Genomic DNA, 23,159 nt, shown 5'->3' with positions numbered 1-23,159 from the left:
CATGGAAGGTAATCTTATCAAGATAAACAAGTGGCTATATCCGGTTTCATGGCTTTATGGGACCGGCGTATGGCTGCGTAATAAATTGTTTGACTGGGGAATATACAAAGAACGTAAGTTTGATGTCCCAATCATCTCGGTAGGCAACATCACCGTGGGCGGAACCGGAAAGACCCCCCATACAGAATACTTGATAAGATTATTGCAGAAAGATTACAAAGTGGCCGTACTGAGCCGCGGCTACAAACGCAAATCCAAAGGTTTTGTACTTGCTGGGCCGGATACGTCCGTACAGATGATAGGTGACGAACCTTTCCAAATGAAACAGAAGTTTCCGGACATCTATATGGCAGTAGACCGAAACCGTTGTCATGGCATAGAGCAGTTATGCAATAGTCACATTGCCCCCGGAACAGAAGTGATTATTTTGGATGATGCTTTCCAGCACCGATATGTAAAACCCGGAATGAACATCTTATTAGTAGATTACCATCGACTGATTTGCGAAGACGCCTTGCTGCCTGCCGGACGAATGCGCGAACCTGAAAATGGAAAAAGCCGGGCACATATTGTCATTGTCACTAAATGCCCTAAGGACATCACCCCGATGGATTTGAGAGTCTTGAGCAAGCAAATGGAACTTTACCCCTATCAGCAGCTCTACTTCACGACATTAGCATACGGCAAGCTGCATCCGTTGTTTACAGTAGGGAATGCAGTTCCATTAAAAGAGATAGAAAAAGATAAGCATATCCTATTGGTGACAGGCATAGCCTCACCAGCAAAACTCATTCAAGATTTATCACCATACAATGAGCACATTGAGTCACTGGCTTTCAGTGACCACCATAACTTTACAGCAAGAGATATGGAACTGATAAAGAAACGTTTCATGAAACTTCCGGAAGGTAAACGCATGATTATCACCACTGAAAAAGACTCAGTACGATTAGCAGCCCATCCACTGATGGACAAGACACTAAAACCTTATATATATATGCTGCCCATTGAGGTAATCTTCTTACAAGACCAACAAGAACTGTTTAATTCAAATATAACCAACTATGTTAGAAAAAATTCAAGAAACAGCAGATTTTCTTAGAGAAAAGATGCATACCAGTCCCGAAACTGCTATCATATTAGGTACCGGCTTAGGAAGCCTAGTACACGAAATTACCGATAAATACGAGATCAATTACAAAGATATCCCTAATTTCCCTGTTTCAACCGTAGAGGGACATAGCGGTAAATTGATTTTCGGCAAATTGGGTAATAAAGACATCATGGCCATGCAAGGACGTTTCCACTTCTATGAAGGATACTCCATGAAAGAAGTAACCTTCCCTGTACGGGTGATGCGTGAATTAGGTATCAAAACATTGTTCGTATCCAATGCAGCTGGAGGTACGAATGCAGACTTTGAAATTGGTGACCTGATGATTATCAGAGATCATATCAACTTTTTTCCCGAACATCCGTTACACGGCAAGAACATTGAATACGGTCCCCGTTTTCCGGATATGAGTGAAGCCTACTCCAGAGAACTGATTGACAAAGCACTGGAGATCGCTAAAGAAAAAGGCATCAAAGTACAACAAGGAGTATATATCGGTACACAGGGACCTACCTTCGAAACTCCGGCAGAATACAAGATGTTCCACATTCTTGGAGCTGACGCCGTAGGTATGTCTACCGTTCCTGAAGTTATTGTAGCAAACCATTGTGGCATCAAAGTGTTTGGAGTATCGGTTATCACCGACCTAGGCGTGGAGGGAAAAATTGTGGAAGTTTCACACGAAGAGGTTCAGAAAGCGGCAGATGAAGCGCAACCGCGCATGACTACCATTATGCGTGAAATGATTAATCGAATTTAAGGATATGCAGGAAATAAACAGAACAGAAATAGCGACCTTAGGTGAGTTCGGCCTCATTAAACATCTGACGAAGGATATTGAGTTAAAAAATCCGGAAACCCAATATGGTGTGGGAGACGATGCAGCCGTATTGGAGTTTAAAGATAAAGAGGTATTGGTGACCACAGACTTACTGATGGAAGGGGTACATTTTGATTTGGTTTATACCCCATTGAAACATTTGGGATATAAATCGGCCATCGTAAACTTCTCGGACATTTATGCTATGAATGGTGCTCCAAAACAAATCACAGTTTCTATCGCACTGTCCAAACGCTTTTGTATTGAAGATTTAGAACAACTCTATGATGGGCTAAAACTGGCTTGTGAACTACACCATGTAGATATTGTGGGTGGAGATACAACTTCATCCGTAACCGGGCTCGCCATCAGTATTACTTGCATAGGTGAAGCGGACAAGGACAAAGTGGTTTATCGCAACGGCGCACAAGATACAGACTTGATTTGTGTCAGCGGTGACTTGGGAGGAGCTTATATGGGACTTCAACTTCTAGAGCGTGAAAAGGCTGTTTTCCAAGGAGAAAAAGAAGCAAATCCGGATTTTTCCGGAAAAGAATATATTTTGGAACGTCAGTTAAAGCCTGAAGCACGTAAGGATATCATTGAGAAACTGGCAAAAGCGGGAATCAAGCCCACCGCTATGATGGATATTTCCGACGGCCTTTCTTCGGAACTGCTGCATATATGCTCACAAAGCGATACCGGCTGTCGCGTTTACGAGGAAAGAATTCCCATTGATTACCAAACGGCTGTAATGGCGGAAGAACTGAATATGAATGTGACAACATGTGCTTTAAATGGTGGTGAGGACTATGAGCTGTTATTTACTGTACCTTTAACAGACCATGAACGAATTTCGGCTATAGAGAATATAAAAGTGATTGGTCACATCACCAAACCGGAGCTGGGATGTGCCCTGATTACCCGTGACGGACAAGAGTTTGAGCTGAAAGCGCAAGGTTGGAATCCACTAAAAGAAAAATAATTTTAATTAAACAACACTGATAATAAGCATTTTATGTTTTTATCAGTGTTTTTTCTTAGAAATAGTTTGCAGTTTAAAAAAGTTTCACTACCTTTGCAACCGCAAACAAGAAATAATGGTGCCATAGCTCAGTTGGTAGAGCAAAGGACTGAAAATCCTTGTGTCCCCGGTTCGATTCCTGGTGGCACCACTTTTTAAGAAAGAAAAACGATGTAAATCCCTGAATTTCAAAGAAGTTCGGGGATTTTTCATTTCCAAGAATAGGCAAAATTAGTGGGACTGGAGCAAACTATATGTCCTTATTCAAGGGACTGTTTTTAAAAGCCCAAAATGTTCCACTACGAGGTATTTACTTCATTCTTTTACAGCTTGTTGCGCTATTTTACACAACAGGGTTCTCGGTTCGATTTCCTAACTTTGTATCATTAAAAATTGAGCCGTATGGAAAGAAAAAGATTCAGCGTGTTGTTCTTCATCAAGCGTAGCAAACTGTTAAAAAACGGGGAAGCACCCGTGCGTGTGCGTGTCACTTATGACCGCCTATATGTGGAACTTCAACTAAAGCGGAGTGTAAAAGTCCCACTTTGGTCGCAGGAAAAAGAGAAGTCGACAGGCAAAGACCGAAATTCCGTAGAACTTAACCATTACATTGACGCCTTGCGTGTGAAATTCTATCAGATTTACCAAGACTTGGAACTGGAGGGAAAGATTATCTCCGCACGTGCCATAGTGAACCGCTATCAGGGAAAGGACGAGACTTTCAAGACATTATACAATGTGTTCAAGGAGCATAACGACAACTGCCGGAAGCTAATCGGGACGGACTACGCCGATATTACCGTAAGACGTTACGATAACTGCCTTAAATATCTCATGGAACTGGTTAGACGTGACTACAAGGTAGATGATATGCTACTGCGTGAGGTAAACGGGGAACTGGTGCGTAAATTCGATTTATACCTAAAGACGGAGAAACATTGCGCACAGAACACCGTTATCCGGTACATGAAATGCTTCAAGAAAGTGATAAACCTTGCCATTTCCAACGAGTGGCTGACAAAGAACCCGTTTGCCGGAATCAAGTTTCACGAGGTAGAGGTCAACAAACAGTTCCTAAGCCAAGCCGAGATAAACCGGATATGGCAAAAAGAGTTCAGGATTGAACGGCTGGAACTGGTACGGGATGTTTTTATCTTTTGCGTATATACCGGACTGGCATTCATAGACGTGTATAACCTGCGCCCCGAACATATTTCAGAGGACAGCAACGGCAACCTGTGGATAGTGAAACCCCGTGAAAAGACAAACAACCTCTGTAACATCCCGCTTTTAAGCATTCCCAAACAGATACTTGAAAAGTATAAGGATAACCCCTACTGCATGGATAAAGGAACTTTATTGCCCGTTCCCTGCAATCAGAAGATGAACAGCTACCTGAAAGAGATTGCCGACCTGTGCGGTATCAAAAAGAACCTGACCACGCACACAGCGAAACGCAATGCTTTTGCTATCTAACTGAAAATTAAATAGTTCTCTTGTTATTTTTATTTAATAGGTAACTATTTAGAAACGAGCGAAATTCAGCGGCTTGTTTCATCTTGCATACATTCAAAGGACGTTTTTGTTATGCAAAAATAAGGTTTTCAAGTGAGAAAAACAAAATATCCTTAGGCTTTATCTCCTAAAAACTACCAGTAATGGGGGGCTGGAAAACAATCCTCCTTTTGAAGATATTTCTTTTCTTTTATGTACATATCCGCGTATGCTTTGCGGAACCAATGTCTTTTTCTATTATTAATATTCATCATTTCCTTTTTTGCCAAACGCATCTTACTATCAGGTCTGTCCTTTTTTCTATAGTTGTGTCCCTGGCATAAGACTGTCCTGCCGGGTTACGGGTATGGAAGTGTTCCTCTTCCCCTTTGTCTGGCGGTTGCATCTCAAAGGTTCATCCCGGGCAAGGCAGCCGGTAACACAAGCAGGGCGGTCCGTCGGAGTCCACGTAATAATTTCACATTTTCTGTGTTTCTTTCTGTAAGGCTTCCTTCAGCGTCTGCTTGTCCAGTGTTTTCTGTTTCGACATGAGCAGCTGCAGGGCGCAGCGGCGCACCACGTTGGTTATGGAAGGAAAGGTAAAAATAATAAAAGAATTGATTCGCTTCAATAAAAATCCAGTTTTTTTCATATCGGACATTATACCTTTGTTGTTTCGGGTATATTAAAAGGCGTGCCATAAGAAACTTTACAAAAGTATTAGGACACAAAATCAATCTTTTCTATGCAGATATATGCTGAACTGATTAACCCAAAGGTCGGAGAAGATACGGACAAAATTTTCGATAAGATTAGTTTCATATATCGCTTAGCTAATTAGAAATGTATTCTACATAGAGATACACTTGGCACAAAAAACATCGTAAGATATATAACTTGATGCAATCCTTTCCGCACAGCCATGCAAGCGTCGGAACAAACAGGCGGGATATTTGACGTAACTTGTGCACCGCTTATCAACTTGTGGGGATTTGGCTTTACAAAGTTTGACAGCATCACTCCGCAACTCGTAGACAGTATCCGCCACTTTGTAGGCTTCCGGAAAGTGCGTTTACAGGGCAACCGTGTGATGAAAGACGATCCCCGCATCCTGCTCAATTTCTCGGCGCTCGGCGGCGGTACTATCTGTAACATAATCGCGTGTTTGTTCGACCGCAAAGGCATATCGAACTATATGATAGACATCGGCGGCGAAATGATAGCGAAAGGAAAGAACCCGCAAGGGTGGAATTGGTGCATTGGCATTGTCAGACCGAAGGATGACAGTACCGGAACAAACTCCGAGCTTGAACAAATTGTGCAACTGCCGGAACGGCTGGGACTCGCAACTTCCGGCAACTACCGTAATTTCTATCTGAAAGATGGAAGGAAATACGCTCATGCCATCAATCCGATAACAGGATATCCGGTTCAAAAGGATATATTGAGTGCTACAATTATTGCCCATCAGTGTATGCTTGCTGATGCCTATGCAACGGCCTTTATGACGTTGGGGAGCCGCAAAGCCCGTCAGTTGTAGAAAGAGCATCCGGAAATTGACAATTTCATTATCTATACGGACAGTTGCGGAAACTACCGGACAGAGTACTCGCCGCGAATGAAAAGGTATCTGGCAGATTAATGTTTTCTATATTCCTGCGGAGTAGAGCCGGTGAACCGTTTAAAGAATTGGGTGAAGAACGCCGTATTTTCAAATCCCAGCGAATTGGCCATCTCCTTTACGAACATATACGCAATTACTTCGGCGTGAAAGTGACAAAGGGAGTCGCTTTCCAGTTTATGGTGAACAACCTGTTGAGCAAGGAGTGCGGCTATCGTTCGATAACATTCATGGTGAAATTGGATATTACCTTTTAACAGTAGAAGGATAATAACCAGGAGCCGTAATGGAGAGATTACTTTCGTTACGACTCCTTTCGCATGCCGTCTGCATGATTTTAACGTCTCAACTCTCTTATTCACAGTCGTTAGACCATGTGTGGCCATGTGTATCGCATTCCACATCATTGTAGAAAAAATGCCCATCAGACATTTGCATTATGCAATATGAATAATTCATAAGAGTCTGTTTTACAGCAATATGATAAATATCCATTTATTTGGCACGGTGATTGTCTATTCTTTAGCGTAAGACGATAAGATGTTTAACAATTTAATAATTAGCATTATGAAAAAGGTATTGTTTGCAGTAGCACTGGTAATGGGATTCGGTAGTTCAGTAGCATTCGCTAACAACATGGCATCAGATGTTGAAATCGTTGCAATGGTGAACGAGTTTAAACCGATTGATATAAAGGAACTCCCGCAGGCAGTTCAGGACGCCATCAAGAAAGACTATGCTGAATCCACCATTAAGGAAGCAGCCGTAGAAGTGGCAGAAGATGGCGTAAAGACTTATAAAGTAACTTTGGTTGATGCCGTCGGAACCGAAAGCGTTGTGTTTTTCAACGAAAAAGGTGAAATGCTGAAATAATTCTGAATGGTTATTTAGGATAACAGTTACATTTGCACATAAAATAAACAAGGCTGTCTCAAATAAACTTTGGGATGGCCTTTTTTGTGTCTGCAAAAAATCGGGTAAGCCCTAACTTCGCTCAGCCAGAACTTGCCCATCTCCCTAATTTTTTGTATCTTAGGGCATCAAGTAAGATATCCCAAAGATAATGTTTAAAAGTTACACATCCAACGATAATCTGCTTTTACCTCCATGTTTAGGCGATTTTATTCCCCGGAACGATCCGGTCCGGGTTGTTCACCGCATCATTGAACAGATAAACCTTGAAGCACTTTACCGTAAGTATTCCCCTAAAGGCTGTTCTGCGTACCACCCACGCATGATGCTTCAGATTCTTGTCTATGCATTTGCGTAATATCTATTCCAGCCGTCGCATAGAAGAGTTCTGTCGTAATGACATACGCTTCATGTGGCTTACCGGCAATGTAACTCCTGACCATAATACCATCAACCGTTTCCGCAGCAGCCGGCTAAAGGATGTGCTGAAGACGATATTTGCAACCATTGTAAAGTTTCTCGTGGCGGAAGGTTTTGTAAGTCTGGATGTGGCCTGTACCGACGGGACGAAGATGGAGGTGAACACCAACCGTTATACGTTCGTCTGGGGGGCAAATCTATACATACCCGCATATCCAGAATCGCGGAACAGCTTGAGGAGATATGGCAATACGCCGAGTCCCTCACCAAGCAGGAACTGCGTGATTCCGCTCCGGTTGCCTATCAGGATATCACCCCGGAGAAAGTGGAAAAGGCACTCGGGCAGATAGATGATGCCCTGAATGGAGTGGATGCTGACAAGAAGATGAAAGCGAAGATAAGACGTGTAAGGAAGTCATGGCCTGAACAGCTCAAGAAATATGAATCGCAGGGAAAGATACTTGACGGACGTAACAGCTACTCAAAGACAGACAATGATGCTACTTTCATGCGCATGAAAGATGACCATATGAAGAACAGACAACTCAAACCCGGATACAATCCCCAGTTCAGTACCAATAAACAGTTCATTCTGAACTATACCATCCATCAGTGTTGGGCGATACCTCCACCTATCCTCTGCATATGGATGATTTCCATTCCCTCTACGGCAGATACCCTGACGTGTCTGTCTGTGATGTCGGATACGGAAGTGAAGAGAACTATCTGTATGCTTTCAGACATGGCATTGAAACCTTTATAAAGTACAATTTTTTCATAACGAAGAAACCGACGGCATGTATTGTCCTATGGGACAGAGAATGGAAAGACTCTCCGATGCAAGGCGGATAACAAACAACGGTTTTGTGCAGACCATATCAAGATACAAGGCACGTAACTATAAGGGCTGCCCGTTAAGATGCCGGTGCTACAGAAACCGCTCGGAAAGGATTGTACAGGTAAATCACCGTCTGAGGAAAATCAAGGAAAGAGAACGTGAAAAGCTACTCTCTGATGAAGGCCTGAAATATCGCAGTCAGCGACCACAGGATGTGGAAGCCGTATTTGGAAACCTCAAGAACAACAAGGCACTTCAAGAGGTTCCATCTTCGTGGATTTAAGAAGGTTGAAATTGAGTTCGCCCTGCTAGCCATAGCATATAATCTTGCAAAAGTAGCCTCTTAGGAGGTTTATGGCAACGAAAAAGCAGTTTGAAAGGATGAAATCTTCAAAAGTAAGTTTGTAAACACCTCTTTTGAGACAGCCTCTCCTTTTTTAGTAAATTTGTATCTGTCTAATTTTTAAGCCCCTATGTTCATACTCAATCTAACCAAACATCGCATGAAGTGGTACTGCTTCATCCAAATGCAACTGATGGGCACGTTCGTACATTATTTTGTGCTTGATTGTATCGTTATATCCATTGCAGCCATTATCTGTAGTCCATTTGTATCCATGGCCCATTACAGACAGGCGTTGTTCAGTATGACTTATTTTTCCTCCCTGGTGTTTTTTGTGGAGTATGCATTGCGCATTTTGCGGCGTCGGCCAAATATCCGGATAGAGGCATAAACCGTGCACGATGGAAATATATTCTTTCATTCTACGGTTTGTGGACTCCGTGACCATTCTCCCTTATATGTTAACCTATATGTATTGGGATACGAATATTGTTCATGCCATTATCCTCCTTTACATTTTTATTATTGTCAAATAGATATGATACTCACGGAAGAGTGGGTTATGGCCTATACTGCCTGCGGTATCATGGTCTGTTTTTCTGCTATTCTGATGTACTATATAGAGCTTAATGTACAGCTAGAGGATTTCAAAACATTCGCGACGGGCTTTGGCGGGCAGTAATTCTAAGACTTTTAATGAAGAAAAATTAAGCCACCCCTTAAAAAAGGAGACATTTCCTTTGAAAGAATTCATTTCTTTTATTACATTTGTATTAGTCTTTTGAAAATAGAAGATTTATAGTAAAGCGTTAAGGCATTATCCAAGTTCAGGAAATCCCCAATTTCGAAACAACAATTGGATAATACATTGGACGCTCCACGTACTATTTATATAGATTTTTGTTATATATAGGCGTGGGGCTTTGTGTATTATATGTTGTTGAGTATGGGGATACTTCTGAACGGTAATACCAAAGTTCCCACGCTTAACTTTATATAAACACAACTCCAGGGAACAGGGTTGGCTTATTATAAACATTATGAAAGCAACTTGTTTTAAAAGCGAGACAACTGTCTCCAACGACTTCCCCTTTTCGTTTGTTACTGTCTTTTGTGGAATATTCTATCCTTTTATTTCCATCCTGTCTCTTTCGGGACATACCGTTCATTATCATACAAATTACATGCCAAGGCACTTTTCTGCCTTCTCCTTCTATGGTACTAGATAATAGTAACTCCCCCTGTCACACAGAGGAAGAACTTTGGTTGCAAGTACTTTCTCTGTCAAGAGAGTTACAGGACTGTAAAGCTAGTCTGCACCATAATACTTTGGACTGTATTTCCGATAAGATTGAAGGAATAGAAAGAGAACTGGATGTATTATTGGATATTCTGCAAGGAGGACAAGACAAAAAGACACCATAGTGCTATTTTTTGTGACAATTTGTCTGTGCGGATAAGCATCCTATTATTTAAGCCTCGTTTAAGAATTTCGTTTTATGGGTTACCCACAATCGAATGGAATTTTTATATACTGGGAATAACACATAATATTAGTAATGGATTTTCAATATTCAGAGTGATAATGGATAAACGAATAGAAAACGCCATGAATGAGTTGATCAATACAGAAATATGGTCAACCGGTTTATACCTGTCATTGCAGGTTTATTTTGAAGATGAACGGCTTCCAATACTTAGCTCTTGGCTAAACTCCCAAGCACAGGACAATATGAACAAGGTTTATCAGATGATGAATCGGATATGCCATGATGGAGGATGTGTTGCAATCAATGAAATGAAACGGGATACACATGAATGGATAACGCCATTGAATGCCTTGAATGAATTGCTTGAACACGAGCAGTACATATCATGTCAGGTAAACACATTTCTCATATTATGCCGGAATGTGAATATGTCCTTCCATTCTTTCATCAGCGGGCTGTATGCAGACCGTATATATGTAAGTACGGTATTTATGGAATTATTACGTATCCTCGCCAAGGAAAACGAACGGAGACTACCTTATTTTTGACGGTATGGATTTAAGATTGATATTCTGCAAAATTTAATATTGCAGAATGCTATCTGGTATGTTTTTTGCGATATAATAATCGACAATAAAATATATGTCATCATGGATATATTTGTATATATAACATTGTGTTTCACTTCGCTATTCACCTTGATGGACCCGCTTGGAGTGATGCCGGTATTCCTGCAAATGACTGATGGAATGAATACGAAAGAACGCAGATGTATCGCCTTGAAAGCATGTACCATTGCATTTATCATATTAGTCCTTTTTACATTGTCGGGCAGGATCCTGTTTCATTTTTTCGGTATCTCAACAGACGGATTCCGGATTGTGGGAGGTATCATCATCTTTAAAATCGGATATGATATGTTGCAGGCACATTTCACCCATGTGAAACTGAATGAAACTGAACGAAAAGAATATTCCAAAGATATAACCATCACACCTCTTGCCATTCCGATGTTATGCGGTCCGGGAGCGATTTCCAGTGGAATAACATTGATGGAAGATGCTTCGGAATATACTTTCAAAATAGTATTGCTTGGCGTAATCGCTTTGGTCTGCATTCTTTCCTTCTTTATTCTGTGCGCGTCCACCCAGCTTTTAAAAATCTTGGGAGAGACGGGAAACAATGTAATGATGAGACTGATGGGACTTATTCTGATGGTGATCGCCGTGGAATGTTTTATCAGCGGGATACGTCCGGTATTAATTGAAATTTTGAAACAAGCCCATGCTTGTTCTTAAAGAAGAGAGATAATTTGGATTTATTATTAACATTAAAAGTTTGATTCATCATGACTGAAAAATTGCAAAATGCCCTGAATGAGCAAATCACAGCAGAATTATGGTCTGCCAACCTGTATTTATCGATGTCTTTTTATCTGGAAAGAGAGGGCTTTTCCGGAATGGCTCGCTGGATGCAGAAACAATCTGCAGAAGAGACCGGGCATGCATATGCCATTGCTGAGTACATGATTAAGCGTGAGGCAACCCCGAAAGTGGACAAGGTCGATGTGGTTCCACAAGGTTGGGGTAACCCTGTTGAAGTATTCGAACATGCTTTGGAGCATGAAAAACATGTTTCCAAACTGATTGATGAATTGGTACAGGTAGCATCCGAAGAGAAAGACAATGCCACTCAGGACTTCTTGTGGCAATTTGTTCGTGAGCAGGTAGAAGAAGAAGCGAATGTACTCAATATTGTTAGTCGGCTGAGGAAAGCCGGAGACAGTGCTATCCTTTTTATGGATGCAAAACTGGGTGAACGGGAGTCATAAACCAGAATAATCAATAAAGATGAAAATAGTAGATTTATTGGGAGGACAGGCTGAGTACTACCTGAACCATACATGTAAGACGATAGACAAACAACTTATCCATATTCCGGGACCGGATATGATAGATAAGGTATGGATGAATTCCGACAGGAATATCCGTACATTGGAAAGTTTGCAGGCTTTATACGGACATGGACGTCTGGCCAATACGGGCTATGTATCCATTCTGCCTGTAGACCAGGGCATAGAACATTCTGCAGGAGCGTCTTTTGCCCCCAATCCGCTTTATTTCGATCCCGAAAACATCATAAAGCTGGCCATTGAAGGAGGGTGTAATGCCGTGGCATCCACATTCGGTGTGTTGGGTGCCATGGCACGCAAATATGCACACAAAATACCCTTTATCGTCAAACTGAACCATAATGAGTTGCTGACTTATCCGAACAGCTACGACCAGGTAATGTTCGGTACGGTAAAAGAGGCATGGAACATGGGTGCCGTAGCTGTCGGCGCTACCATTTATTTCGGTTCGGAACAAAGCCGCCGCCAGATAGTGGAAGTGTCACAGGCTTTTGAATATGCCCACGAATTGGGAATGGCTACTATTCTGTGGTGCTATTTGAGAAACAGCAGCTTCAAAAAGGATGGGACCGACTATCATGCCGCTGCCGATTTAACAGGACAAGCCAACCATATCGGGGTTACCATCAAAGCCGATATCGTGAAGCAGAAGCTCCCCTCCAATAACGGCGGCTTCAAGGCTATCGGGTTCGGAAAGACAAACGAGCGTATGTATTCGGAACTGACCACTGACCATCCGATAGACCTTTGCCGTTATCAGGTGGCGAATGGCTATATGGGACGTGTTGGATTGATCAACTCGGGCGGGGAATCCCATGGGGAATCCGACCTGCATGATGCCGTCGTAACAGCAGTAGTAAACAAGCGTGCAGGTGGTATGGGGCTGATCAGCGGTCGTAAGGCTTTCCAGAAACCGATGAAAGACGGAGTTCAACTTCTGAACACCATTCAGGACGTATATCTGGATTCTTCAATAACCATTGCATAAAGGAGAAGTATTCATGAAAAGAATAGTGTTATTACGTCATGGCGAAAGCCTATGGAACAAAGAAAACCGTTTTACCGGATGGATGGACGTGGATTTAAGCGAGAAAGGAGTCGAAGAAGCCTGCAAGGCAGGCGATGCATTACGGGAGGCCGGATTTTCTTTTGAGGCAGCTTACACTTCTTACTTGAAACGTGCCGTAAAAACGTTGAACTGTGTCCTGGACCGGCTGGATGAAGACTGGATTCCGGTTGAAAAGACCTGGCGGCTGAACGAGAAGCATTACGGTATGCTTCAGGGACTGAATAAGAGTGAGACGGCGGTCCAATATGGTGAAGAACAAGTACACATCTGGCGAAGAAGCTATGACGTGGCTCCCGCTCCGGTAGGCAAAGATGATCCCCGTAATCCGGGCATGGATATCCGCTATGCCGGTGTGCCAGATAGGGAACTTCCCCGTACGGAATCCCTGAAAGATGCTATTGGGCGTGTCATGCCTTACTGGGAATGCATCATCTTTCCCGCATTGATGTATAAGGACAGCCTGCTGGTAGTCGCCCATGGCAACAGCCTGCGCGGAATCATCAAGCATCTCAAAGGGATTTCCGATACGGATATTTCCAACCTGAACCTGCCTACGGCGGTTCCCTATGTCTTTGAATTTGACGACAGGCTGGTTCTTGTCAAGGACTACTACCTTGGAAACCCGGAAGAGATACGGAAACGGGCAGAAGCAGTGGCCAAACAAGGGATGGCTGAAAAATAAAAATCTGTCTATCAGGCAGATGTGTTTTTTAAGTTTTAATTATTAACTTTTAAAGAGGAGGTAAAAATGGTACCTGTAAAAACAAATCAGAATTGGTTACCGAGTATTTTTAACGATTTCTTTGACAATGAATGGATGTCAAGAGCAAACGCTACCGCTCCAGCCATCAATGTGATTGAGAATGAAAAGGACTACAAAGTAGAACTGGCAGCTCCGGGAATGACCAAGAACGATTTTAAGGTAAGTGTGGATGAAAGTAACAATCTGGTAATCTGCATGGAAAAAAAGGACGAGAAAAAGGAGGAGAAGAAAGACGGAAAATACCTGCGCCGTGAATTCTCCTATTCCAGATTCCAGCAGAGTATCCTGCTGCCGGATAATGTGGAAAAAGATAAAATCTCGGCCAAGGTGGAACATGGGGTCCTGTTTATCGATATTCCCAAAGTTGTAGATAAGAAGGTTCAGGAAACCACCAAAACTATTGATGTCAAATAAGATATCTTGGCGAGACCCTACAGAAGGCATTTCTTATTATCAGGGAATGCCTTCATCCGGATATTTGAATTCCAAAATAAATATAATGAGAGGATTTGATTTTGATGAAGCGCTGGTAGCCCTTCAGAATGAACTGCATTGTTTTGCATATAAACTGACTGCTGACAAGGATGAAGCAGAAGACTTGTTGCAGGAAACAATGTTGAAGGCGTTGGATAATAAGGATAAGTTTAATCCCGGCACGAATTTTAAAAGCTGGATGTATACCATCATGCGCAATGCCTTTATCAATAATTGCCGGGCAAAGAAAATACGAGGGAATTTATATGTATTATCCGAACCTGAATCTCATTTTCTGTTAAGGGACGGCTCTTTCATTTTCGTGGATAACGGGCATGATGCAAAAGAGATAAGGGAAGCCCTTAAAACATTGCCTAAAGCATATTATGTTGTTTTTATGTTGTATGTCTCCGGGGTCAAATATCGGGAAATAGCCGCAAAGATAGGAGTGCCACTGGGTACGATAAAAAGCCGTATCTTTTATAGCAGAAAAAGGCTAAAACAGTTGCTTTCTGATTTTGCCTGATTAATTAAATATAAAAAACAAATTATGGATAACAAGTATATTGGAATTCTGACTTCCGGAGGGGATGCTTCAGGAATGAACGCGGCTATCCGTGCCGTGACCCGCACCGCTATTTTTAACGGATTTAAAGTGAAAGGAATTTATAGAGGTTACGAGGGGCTGATTGCCGGTGAAGTGAAAGAACTCACTACGGAAGACGTAAGCAGCATTATCCAGAGGGGAGGTACCATACTGAAAACAGCCCGCTCCGAAACTTTCACCACTCCAGAAGGACGCAAGAAAGCTTATGAGGTCATACGGAAAGAGAACATCAATGCATTGATAATTATCGGTGGAGACGGTTCCCTGACGGGAGCCCGGATCTTTGCGGAGGAGTATGATGTGACGTGCATAGGATTGCCTGGCACCATTGACAATGACCTATATGGCACCGATTTTACCATAGGATATGATACGGCATTGAATACCATTGTGGAATGCGTGGATAAAATCAGGGACACGGCAACCTCCCATGACCGTATTTTCTTTGTCGAAGTGATGGGGCGTGATGCGGGCTTTCTGGCACAAAACAGCGCAATAGCTTCCGGTGCTGAAGCGGCCATCATCCCGGAGGACAGGACGGACGTGGACCAGTTGGAAACATTCATCGGACGTGGATTCAGAAAGACGAAAAACAGCAGCATCGTAATTGTGACCGAAAGTCCTGAAAACAAGAATGGAGGTGCCATGTATTACGCCGACCGGGTAAAGAAGGAATATCCCGGGTATGATGTCAGGGTTTCTATCCTGGGCCATCTGCAACGGGGTGGTGCTCCGAGTGCCAATGACCGCATACTGGCAAGCCGGCTGGGTGAAGCCGCAATTCAGGCTTTAATGGAAGGCCAGCGGAATGTTATGATAGGCATACGGAACAACGAGATTGTTTATGTTCCTTTTGTTCAGGCAATCAAAAAGGACAAGACTATTGACAAAAGCCTGATCCGGGTCCTTAACGAATTATCGATATAAAATAACCGTCAACATGTCAGAAGTTGCTCCCTTAATATCGGATCTTGCCATAATTCTGATTATTGCCGGTATTGTAACCGTCATTTTTAAGTGGCTGAAGCAACCGGTCATATTGGGTTACATTGTAGCCGGTATTATGGCTGGCCCTTCCGTTTCCCTGGTCCCGACTGTTTCCGATCCTGCCAATATCAAAATATGGGCGGACATCGGTGTCATTTTTCTGCTGTTCGCGATGGGACTGGACTTTTCGTTCAAGAAATTGATAAATGTGGGCATTACGGCTATCGTTGCCACTGTCACTATTGTATGTGGCATGATGTTCATAGGCTATATGGCGGGGAATGCAATGGGGTTCTCCCACATGAGCAGTATTTTTCTGGGTGGAATGCTGTCCATGTCGTCCACGGCCATCGTATTCAAGGCCTTCAATGACATGGGACTTCTCCAACAGAAATTCACTGGCATTGTCTTGGGGATTCTTGTTATCGAAGATCTGGTGGCGGTAGTGATGATGGTTGTTCTTTCCACGTTGGCGGTAGGCAAACATTTTGAAGGGAAGGAGATGCTGGAAAGTATATTGAAACTGGCCGCTTTCCTGATTTTCTGGTCGGCATTGGGCATCTATCTGATACCTACCCTGCTGAAGAAGATACGCCGTTTCACCAGCAACGAGATTTTATTGATAACCTCTCTGGGACTTTGCCTGGGAATGGTGATGATTGCGACAAAAGCGGGATTTTCTGCCGCATTGGGAGCCTTTGTCATGGGGTCCCTGCTGGCAGAGACCGTTGAAGCGGGAAAAATCGCACATATCGTACAGCCGGTAAAAGACCTGTTCGCTTCCATATTTTTCGTGTCGGTGGGAATGATGATCGATCCTGCCATGATGTGGGAATATGCTGTCCCTATTCTCACCCTGACATTGCTGGTACTGTCCGGCCAGGTACTATTCGGGAGCTTTGGTATCCTGCTTTCCGGCCAACCGTTGAAAATAGCCATACAGTCCGGCTTTTCACTGACACAGGTCGGTGAGTTCGCATTCATCATCGCATCTTTAGGCGTCAGTCTGAATGTCACGGACAAGTATCTCTATCCGGTGATAGTGGCCGTATCTGTCATAACGACTTTTCTTACCCCCTATATGATACGGCTTTCGGAACCTGCATACCGGTTTATAGACAGCCATCTGCCTGAATCCCTGAAAGATTATCTCGTACACTATACGTCCGGGGCAATGACTGTAAAACACCAGGGTACTTGGCATAAACTGATCCGGTCTATGCTGGTGTCTGTCACACTCTATCTGGTCGTATGCGTTTTTTTCATCACTTTATATTTTTCCTATGTACATCCTTTGATTAGGAAAAGTCTGCCGGGAATGGAAGGGAACTTGTTGGGCTTCGTCATCATCTTTCTTGTCATATCCCCGTTTCTGTGGGCCATCATCATGAAAAAGAACAATTCAACCGAGTTCCGTAAACTCTGGACGGACAACAAGTTCAACAGAGGGCCTTTGGTATCAATAGTACTTGTCAAAATACTGATTTGCACGATTATCATGATGAGTATCATTACCCATCTTTTCAATGTTGCCTTGGGAGCCGGGCTGGTAGTCTCTTCCATTATCATTGCCGTCATTTATTTTTCCAAGCGGATCAAGAAACGGTCGCTGACTATAGAGAGACAATTTATGGCAAACTTTCAAGGGACGGATGGGAATGGACTTTCTACAGAAAGTGATACAGGCTCCACCCTTGGCGGCAATATCCCGTTCAAGGAATTACATTTGGCGGATTTCACAGTATCCCCTGATTCCATATATGTGGGCAGAACATTAAAAGAAAGCAGCCTACGCACCTTGTTTCAGATAAATGTGATTTCAATCACCCGTGGAGAAAAACGCCTGGATATACCACAAGGGAAAGAACATCTCTATCCATATGACAAGGTTACGGTCGTAGGTACGGACCGGCAGTTGGAAAGCTTCCGAACATCCATGGAACAAAAGGAGGTAGAAAGGGACGGGAACGGAACATCCTCGCAGGATGAGATGGAAATAGGGCAATTTCCTGTCGAAGGAGGTTCACCATTGATCGGAAAGACGATCCGGGAGGCGGACATATCGGATAGCGTCATTATCGGAATAGAGAGGAGTACCGCGAGCATTATGAATCCAGACCCTGATACAATTTTCAAGGAGAATGATACGGTATGGATTGTCGGTAAACGAAAAATAATAAAAGGACTGAATAAAGATTAGGACTTATTTAATATAAAATGTCATGGAATATTCAAGTTATAATGTAAATACCCCTCAATGGAGGGAGATTACAGTAGGTTCACATCTTCCTGCAGAACTGCGGAAACTTGCAGAAATCGCACATAATCTCTGGTGGACATGGAATGATGACGCAAAGAAACTGTATTGTGATTTGGACCCGGAACTTTGGAAAGAGGTGGAACAGAATCCGGTATTGCTTCTGGAGCAGATGAATTATGAGAAGCTGGTAGCGCTGGCACATGATGAGAACTTTGTCTATAAAATGGATGCCGTCTATTCCGCCTTCAAAAAATACGTCGATGTGGAACCGGACCACCAGCGCCCGTCAATAGCTTATTTCAGCATGGAATACGGCTTGGATGAAGTTCTTAAGATATATTCCGGCGGTTTGGGAATGTTGGCGGGGGATTACCTGAAAGAGGCGTCGGACAGCAATGTGGACCTTTGTGCCATAGGACTTTTGTACCGTTACGGTTATTTTGACCAGTCGCTTTCCATGGACGGCCAGCAGACAGTCAATTATAAAGCGCAGAATTTCGGGCAGCTCCCGATTGAAAAGGTAATGCAACCGGATGGGAAACAACTGGTAATCCACGTCCCCTATGCCGACAGTTTTGTGGTACATGCCAATGTCTGGAAAGCCAGTGTGGGGCGTATCCCCCTTTATCTGCTGGATACGGACAATGAACTCAACAGCGAGTTTGACCGCCCTATCACTCACCATCTGTATGGAGGTGACTGGGAGAATCGGCTAAAACAGGAAATTCTGCTTGGCATAGGCGGGATGATGACGCTGAAAGCTTTGGGTATAACGAAGGATGTATATCACTGTAATGAGGGGCATGCCGCATTGATCAATATCCAGCGGCTTTGTGATTACATAAATGGCGGTTTGAATTTCGGGCAGGCCATGGAGCTGGTACGTGCTTCCTCACTTTATACCGTACATACTCCCGTACCCGCTGGTCATGATTATTTTGACGAAGGGCTTTTCAATAAATATATGAAGGGATATCCTGGCAAGTTGGGTATAACCTGGGATAACCTGATGGATCTCGGGCGTCACAATCCGGGAGACAAGGAGGAACGTTTCTGCATGTCTGTCTTCGCCTGCAAGACCTGCCAGGAGGTAAACGGCGTCAGCAAGTTGCATAAATCGGTATCCCAGCAAATGTTTGCGCCGATCTGGAAGGGATACTTCCCGGAAGAGAACCATGTGGGTTATGTAACCAACGGGGTACATCTGCCTACCTGGTGTGCGGCAGAATGGAAAAAGCTTTTCAAGGACAATTTTGATGAGAACTTTTTCTGCGACCAGTCCAATCAGAAAATCTGGGAGGCTGTCTATGGCATCCCAGATGAAGAGATATGGAATACCCGGTTAAAACAGAAAGCAAAATTGCTGGACTATATCAAAAGCAAATGCAGCAAGGACTGGCTTAGGAGTCAGGTTGATCCGGCATTGAGCGTTTCCATTTTTGAGAGATTCAATCCCGATGCCCTTCTAATAGGTTTCGGACGCCGTTTTGCTACATATAAGAGGGCTCATCTTCTGTTCACGGATATAGACCGACTTGCTAGAATCGTGAATAATCCGAAATATCCGGTACAGTTCATCTTTGCAGGCAAAGCCCATCCCAATGACGGTGCCGGGCAGGGACTGATCAAGCAAATCGTGGAAATATCCCGGCGCCCGGAATTTTTAGGTAAAATCATATTCTTGGAGAATTACGACATGGACCTGGCGCGCCATCTTATCTCGGGTGTGGATATCTGGATGAATACCCCTATGCGGTTGGCAGAAGCTTCGGGTACGTCGGGCGAGAAGGCATTGATGAACGGTGTGCTTAATTTCTCCGTGCTGGACGGTTGGTGGTATGAAGGATACCGTAAGGATGCCGGATGGGCACTGACCGATAAAAGTACTTATCAGAATGAACAGTACCAAAACCAGCTGGATGCCGAAACCATCTATTATTTGTTGGAGCATGACATCCTGCCACTATATTACGAGCATGGGGGGAAGAACTATTCGGGAAACTGGGTCAAGTATATCAAGAACTCAATCGCACAAATCGCTCCCCATTTTACCATGAAAAGACAGTTGGATGACTACTATGACAGGTTCTATAACAAGCTGTCAGAGCATTTCCATATTCTGGCAGCCGACAACTTTGCGAAGGCGAAAATGATGGCTGACTGGAAAGCAAACGTCCGGAGCAGATGGGATGCCATAGAAATCAAATCCATAGAGGCTGGGAACGGGCTGAATGCCACGATTGAAGCCGGAAAGGAATATGAGGTGACGGTTGTCGTTGATGAGAAAGGCCTGGATGACGCAATCGGAATAGAATCGGTCATTATCAGGCATGAAGGCGGTCAGGATCACATATATGAGGTAATTCCCCTTTCGCCGGTTTCCAAGAATGGGAATTTATATACCTTTAAGGCGACATCCGGCATTTTCAACGCCGGAAGCTTCAAGCAGGCCTTCCGTATGTATCCCAAGAATGCTTTGTTACCTCACCGGCAAGATTTCTGTTATGTACGATGGTTTTAATGAACAGTAAAAGGATATGCAAAAACAACGTATGAGCGGGCAAAATCAAAAAACAGATAAACGGATAGCATGGCCGATCATCATCATGAACTTCACGGGAGTGTATGACTACGAGGCGTTTGCCCGGAACAATAAGTTTATATGGCTGGACTGTCGTCATCTTTATGGTACAGAGGGCTACTGTGACAGGGATGGTACTTTGGCTTTGAAGCGGATGATTGCTGATTATCCGGCGGAGGGAGTCCATTTCATCGATTCAGGCAATTATCATTATTTGACTAAATTCTGGACAGACAAACTCGAAACTCCGTTTTCGCTGATTGTGTTCGACCACCATCCCGATATGCAGCCACCGTTGTTTGACAACATACTTTCTTGCGGAAGTTGGGTAAAGGATATATTGGACCATAACAACAACTGCAAGAAAGTAATTATCGTAGGTGCTTCAGACAAACTGATACAGGCTGTGCCGAAAGGATATGAAAGACAAGTCCGGTTTTACAGTGAAACTACGCTCATGCACGAAGAGGGTTGGCAGGACTTTTCTTCCGGACATATCAACGGGCCGGTTTACATTTCCATAGACAAGGATGTCTTGAATCCGGCTTCGGCAGCAACAAACTGGGATCAAGGTTCTCTCAGCTTATGGGAATTGGAGAAACTGCTGGCTGTTATTCTTCAGAAAGAACAGGTAGTGGGCATTGACATCTGTGGGGAATGCTCCACAACACTCAATCTTTTTGAAGAAAAACGGGAAACCATCATGGATAGCCGGGCAAACAAAGAATTGCTCAGACTTATCCGGTCATCCTCCGGCCTTCAATAGAATTAGTTTTTTCTTGTTATTATAATTTATCATATAAAAATAATTTAGCTTTATGAAAACAATTGTTCGAAGAATTGGGCTTGTTGCACACGATGCAATGAAAAAAGACATGATAGAGTGGGTTCTCTGGAACTCGGAACGTCTGATAGGACATAAATTCTATTGTACGGGTACAACCGGTACACTAATTAAAAAAGCCCTTGAAGAAAAACATCCTGAAATCAAATGGGATATCACAATCCTGAAATCTGGTCCTTTAGGAGGTGACCAGCAAATTGGTTCGCGGATCGTAGAAGGAGAAATAGACTATCTGTTCTTTTTTACAGATCCGATGACACTACAGCCGCACGATACGGATGTGAAAGCATTGACCAGACTGGCTGGAGTTGAAAATATTGTTTTCTGCTGTAACCGTTCGACTGCGGACCACATTATTACGAGTCCCTTATTCACTGACCCAACTTACGAACGTATTCACCCGGATTATACCAATTACACGCAGCGTTTTGAAAACAAGGGAATCATATCTGAAGCAGTGGAGCAAGTGAAAAAGCGGAGGAATAAAAGTGAGAATAACATTTCCAAATGAACTGTAATAAGTAGTAGCATATTTATAAGGCTATCTAAGAAACAAGTTGTTTACATCTTTCAGAACTGGTATCTACTGAATGGTAATCTGCTTCCACCAACCAGAAGGGTTGGTGGAAAGAAACCACTTATAAAATATTTCGCTTCCTTTATGCATCCCAGTCGAAAAAGGACAAGGGCATTGCGGGTGTACATCACTCCTTTCACCTTCTTGTTTAGTCCTTCCAGCAAAGTCTTGCTGCCAGTTTTTTCCGGAACTACCTTGTGAGAAATTATGCGAAAATCGCCTTTCTGTGCCCGGATTCATCCGCAGGATCCCATGCCAAAGGGACATGGAACATGCCGGTAGCTTATCCCCCACGACTCCGGAGCATCAGGGGGCAGGGACGGTTTGGCGGCAGGTTGCCGTTAAACCGTACGGTTTTCGTTTAACGAAAACACAACTTGCTGTCCGCAGGGACGGACCACGTTTATCCAATAATTATTGTGTATCAGCCCATTATGTGGCTGTTCTCTTGTGATTTGCGGGGCATTTCCATCGGGGATTTGCCGACTTCTCTCCCCATAAAAAGGTGGATATCTCTCCCGAATCATGCGACTTACGCCCATAATTCGGGAATAAGAAGGCACATATACGGGAAATCAGCCCTTTCCATACCCTATTCTCCATTAATGGATTGTCATTTTACACTTATGCAAATGGAGAACAGGCAGTAGCCGTACATGCCTCGTGTCCTTCCTTCGTTGTCTCCATTGACGGATTGTTACTTCTACACTTCTGCAAATGGAGAACAGGCGGTGAGCCGTATATGCCTTGTGTTCTTCTTTCGTTGTCTCCATTGACGGATTGTTACTTTTACACTTCTGCAAATGAAGAACGGGCGGTGAGCCGTATAGACCTCGTGTTCTTCCCTCATTGTCTCCATTGACAGATTGTTACTTTTACACTTCTGCAAATGGAGAACGGGCGGTGAGCCGTACATGCCTCGTGTTCTTCCCTCATTGTCTCCATTGATGGATTGTGACTTCTACACTTCTGCAAACGGAGAGTCTCCCCACCTTCCCATTTTACACAT

General features: G+C 43.4%; 24 protein-coding genes, 1 tRNA gene and 2 pseudogenes. 24 read left to right on the top strand and 3 right to left on the bottom strand.

Annotated elements, in window-relative coordinates; all coding sequences use genetic code 11:
- Position 1: 1 nt before the first annotated feature.
- The 5 genes from lpxK (at position 2) to AB5935_RS14315 (ending at position 4,434) form a co-directional block, all read left to right on the top strand.
- The gene (gene lpxK, locus AB5935_RS14335; RefSeq protein ID WP_007851185.1) at positions 2 to 1,102 is read left to right on the top strand and encodes a tetraacyldisaccharide 4'-kinase; all 1,101 of its coding nucleotides are present in this window, start codon (positions 2 to 4) and stop codon (positions 1,100 to 1,102) included.
- Complete coding sequence (locus AB5935_RS14330; RefSeq protein WP_007851190.1) at positions 1,065 to 1,874, top strand: purine-nucleoside phosphorylase; 810 nt, start codon at positions 1,065 to 1,067, stop codon at positions 1,872 to 1,874. The genes lpxK and AB5935_RS14330 overlap by 38 nt, the downstream gene beginning before the upstream one ends.
- Positions 1,875 to 1,878: 4 nt before the next feature.
- Positions 1,879 to 2,919 carry a thiamine-phosphate kinase gene (gene thiL / locus AB5935_RS14325; protein WP_038608728.1) on the top strand — a complete coding sequence of 347 codons (1,041 nt, stop codon included), beginning with the start codon at positions 1,879 to 1,881 and terminating at the stop codon, positions 2,917 to 2,919.
- A 117-nt stretch (positions 2,920 to 3,036) separates the two neighbouring features.
- A tRNA-Phe gene (locus AB5935_RS14320) sits at positions 3,037 to 3,109 on the top strand.
- A 251-nt stretch (positions 3,110 to 3,360) separates the two neighbouring features.
- Positions 3,361 to 4,434: a site-specific integrase gene (locus AB5935_RS14315; RefSeq protein ID WP_227235737.1), complete on the top strand. Its 1,074-nt coding sequence runs from the start codon at positions 3,361 to 3,363 to the stop codon at positions 4,432 to 4,434.
- 496 nt (positions 4,435 to 4,930) lie between these two features.
- Here the strand turns inward: AB5935_RS14315 and AB5935_RS14310 are convergent, their stop codons facing one another.
- Entirely contained in the window at positions 4,931 to 5,104 is a 174-nt protein-coding gene (locus AB5935_RS14310; RefSeq protein WP_005859435.1) for a hypothetical protein, read from the bottom strand.
- Between AB5935_RS14310 and AB5935_RS14305 the strand changes: the two are divergent.
- From AB5935_RS14305 to AB5935_RS14285, 5 genes and pseudogenes are all read left to right on the top strand, one after another.
- Positions 5,102 to 5,293: pseudogene (locus AB5935_RS14305) on the top strand (site-specific integrase); the annotation flags it as partial. The gene AB5935_RS14310 and the pseudogene AB5935_RS14305 overlap by 3 nt on opposite strands.
- An 81-nt stretch (positions 5,294 to 5,374) precedes the next feature.
- Complete coding sequence (locus AB5935_RS14300) at positions 5,375 to 5,992, top strand: FAD:protein FMN transferase (RefSeq protein ID WP_051926246.1); 618 nt, start codon at positions 5,375 to 5,377, stop codon at positions 5,990 to 5,992.
- 101 nt (positions 5,993 to 6,093) lie between these two features.
- A complete protein-coding gene (locus tag AB5935_RS28440; protein WP_038608723.1) occupies positions 6,094 to 6,330 on the top strand; it encodes a hypothetical protein in 237 nt (78 codons plus the stop codon).
- A 310-nt stretch (positions 6,331 to 6,640) separates the two neighbouring features.
- Positions 6,641 to 6,946: a hypothetical protein gene (locus AB5935_RS14290; RefSeq protein ID WP_038608720.1), complete on the top strand. Its 306-nt coding sequence runs from the start codon at positions 6,641 to 6,643 to the stop codon at positions 6,944 to 6,946.
- 190 nt (positions 6,947 to 7,136) lie between these two features.
- Positions 7,137 to 8,590: pseudogene (locus tag AB5935_RS14285) on the top strand (IS1182 family transposase).
- Between the two features lie 141 nt (positions 8,591 to 8,731).
- Here AB5935_RS14285 and AB5935_RS14280 read toward each other — a convergent pair.
- The gene (locus AB5935_RS14280; RefSeq protein ID WP_227235738.1) at positions 8,732 to 9,007 is read right to left on the bottom strand and encodes a hypothetical protein; all 276 of its coding nucleotides are present in this window, start codon (positions 9,005 to 9,007) and stop codon (positions 8,732 to 8,734) included.
- Between the two features lie 117 nt (positions 9,008 to 9,124).
- Here AB5935_RS14280 and AB5935_RS14275 point away from each other — a divergent pair, with 117 nt between their 5' ends.
- From AB5935_RS14275 to AB5935_RS14210, 14 genes are all read left to right on the top strand, one after another.
- Positions 9,125 to 9,268: a hypothetical protein gene (locus AB5935_RS14275; protein WP_195302262.1), complete on the top strand. Its 144-nt coding sequence runs from the start codon at positions 9,125 to 9,127 to the stop codon at positions 9,266 to 9,268.
- 533 nt (positions 9,269 to 9,801) lie between these two features.
- Entirely contained in the window at positions 9,802 to 10,011 is a 210-nt protein-coding gene (locus AB5935_RS14270) for a hypothetical protein (RefSeq protein ID WP_038608712.1), read from the top strand.
- Positions 10,012 to 10,171: 160 nt separating this feature from the next.
- Entirely contained in the window at positions 10,172 to 10,624 is a 453-nt protein-coding gene (locus AB5935_RS14265; RefSeq protein WP_038608709.1) for a ferritin-like domain-containing protein, read from the top strand.
- A 102-nt stretch (positions 10,625 to 10,726) separates the two neighbouring features.
- Entirely contained in the window at positions 10,727 to 11,374 is a 648-nt protein-coding gene (locus tag AB5935_RS14260; protein ID WP_038612182.1) for a MarC family protein, read from the top strand.
- A 50-nt stretch (positions 11,375 to 11,424) separates the two neighbouring features.
- Positions 11,425 to 11,907: a ferritin gene (locus AB5935_RS14255; protein ID WP_038608706.1), complete on the top strand. Its 483-nt coding sequence runs from the start codon at positions 11,425 to 11,427 to the stop codon at positions 11,905 to 11,907.
- A 19-nt stretch (positions 11,908 to 11,926) separates the two neighbouring features.
- Positions 11,927 to 12,976, top strand: coding sequence for a class I fructose-bisphosphate aldolase (locus tag AB5935_RS14250; RefSeq protein ID WP_038608703.1), 1,050 nt, complete (start codon positions 11,927 to 11,929; stop codon positions 12,974 to 12,976).
- 13 nt (positions 12,977 to 12,989) lie between these two features.
- Complete coding sequence (gene gpmA / locus AB5935_RS14245) at positions 12,990 to 13,739, top strand: 2,3-diphosphoglycerate-dependent phosphoglycerate mutase (protein ID WP_038612179.1); 750 nt, start codon at positions 12,990 to 12,992, stop codon at positions 13,737 to 13,739.
- A 66-nt stretch (positions 13,740 to 13,805) separates the two neighbouring features.
- Positions 13,806 to 14,234, top strand: coding sequence for an Hsp20/alpha crystallin family protein (locus AB5935_RS14240; RefSeq protein WP_038608700.1), 429 nt, complete (start codon positions 13,806 to 13,808; stop codon positions 14,232 to 14,234).
- An 85-nt stretch (positions 14,235 to 14,319) separates the two neighbouring features.
- Complete coding sequence (locus tag AB5935_RS14235) at positions 14,320 to 14,820, top strand: RNA polymerase sigma factor (protein ID WP_207842540.1); 501 nt, start codon at positions 14,320 to 14,322, stop codon at positions 14,818 to 14,820.
- A gap of 24 nt (positions 14,821 to 14,844) precedes the next feature.
- Positions 14,845 to 15,828: a 6-phosphofructokinase gene (gene pfkA, locus AB5935_RS14230; RefSeq protein ID WP_038608697.1), complete on the top strand. Its 984-nt coding sequence runs from the start codon at positions 14,845 to 14,847 to the stop codon at positions 15,826 to 15,828.
- Positions 15,829 to 15,841: 13 nt separating this feature from the next.
- A complete protein-coding gene (locus AB5935_RS14225) occupies positions 15,842 to 18,088 on the top strand; it encodes a cation:proton antiporter (protein WP_038608694.1) in 2,247 nt (748 codons plus the stop codon).
- Between the two features lie 22 nt (positions 18,089 to 18,110).
- Entirely contained in the window at positions 18,111 to 20,669 is a 2,559-nt protein-coding gene (glgP, locus tag AB5935_RS14220) for an alpha-glucan family phosphorylase (RefSeq protein WP_038608691.1), read from the top strand.
- A 16-nt stretch (positions 20,670 to 20,685) separates the two neighbouring features.
- Complete coding sequence (locus AB5935_RS14215; RefSeq protein ID WP_005825802.1) at positions 20,686 to 21,495, top strand: arginase family protein; 810 nt, start codon at positions 20,686 to 20,688, stop codon at positions 21,493 to 21,495.
- Between the two features lie 52 nt (positions 21,496 to 21,547).
- Entirely contained in the window at positions 21,548 to 22,084 is a 537-nt protein-coding gene (locus AB5935_RS14210) for a methylglyoxal synthase (RefSeq protein ID WP_005654459.1), read from the top strand.
- A 769-nt stretch (positions 22,085 to 22,853) separates the two neighbouring features.
- Here the strand turns inward: AB5935_RS14210 and AB5935_RS14205 are convergent.
- Complete coding sequence (locus AB5935_RS14205) at positions 22,854 to 23,009, bottom strand: hypothetical protein (protein WP_153880875.1); 156 nt, start codon at positions 23,007 to 23,009, stop codon at positions 22,854 to 22,856.
- Positions 23,010 to 23,159 lie beyond the last annotated feature (150 nt).

The organism is Phocaeicola sp. RTP21198st1_B8_RTP21198_201120, from assembly GCF_040929485.1.
In the GTDB taxonomy this organism is placed as follows: Bacteria; Bacteroidota; Bacteroidia; order Bacteroidales; family Bacteroidaceae; genus Phocaeicola; species Phocaeicola dorei.
The sequence above is the reverse complement of the archived record's forward strand: the minus strand, read 5'-3'. Positions and strand labels throughout refer to the sequence as shown.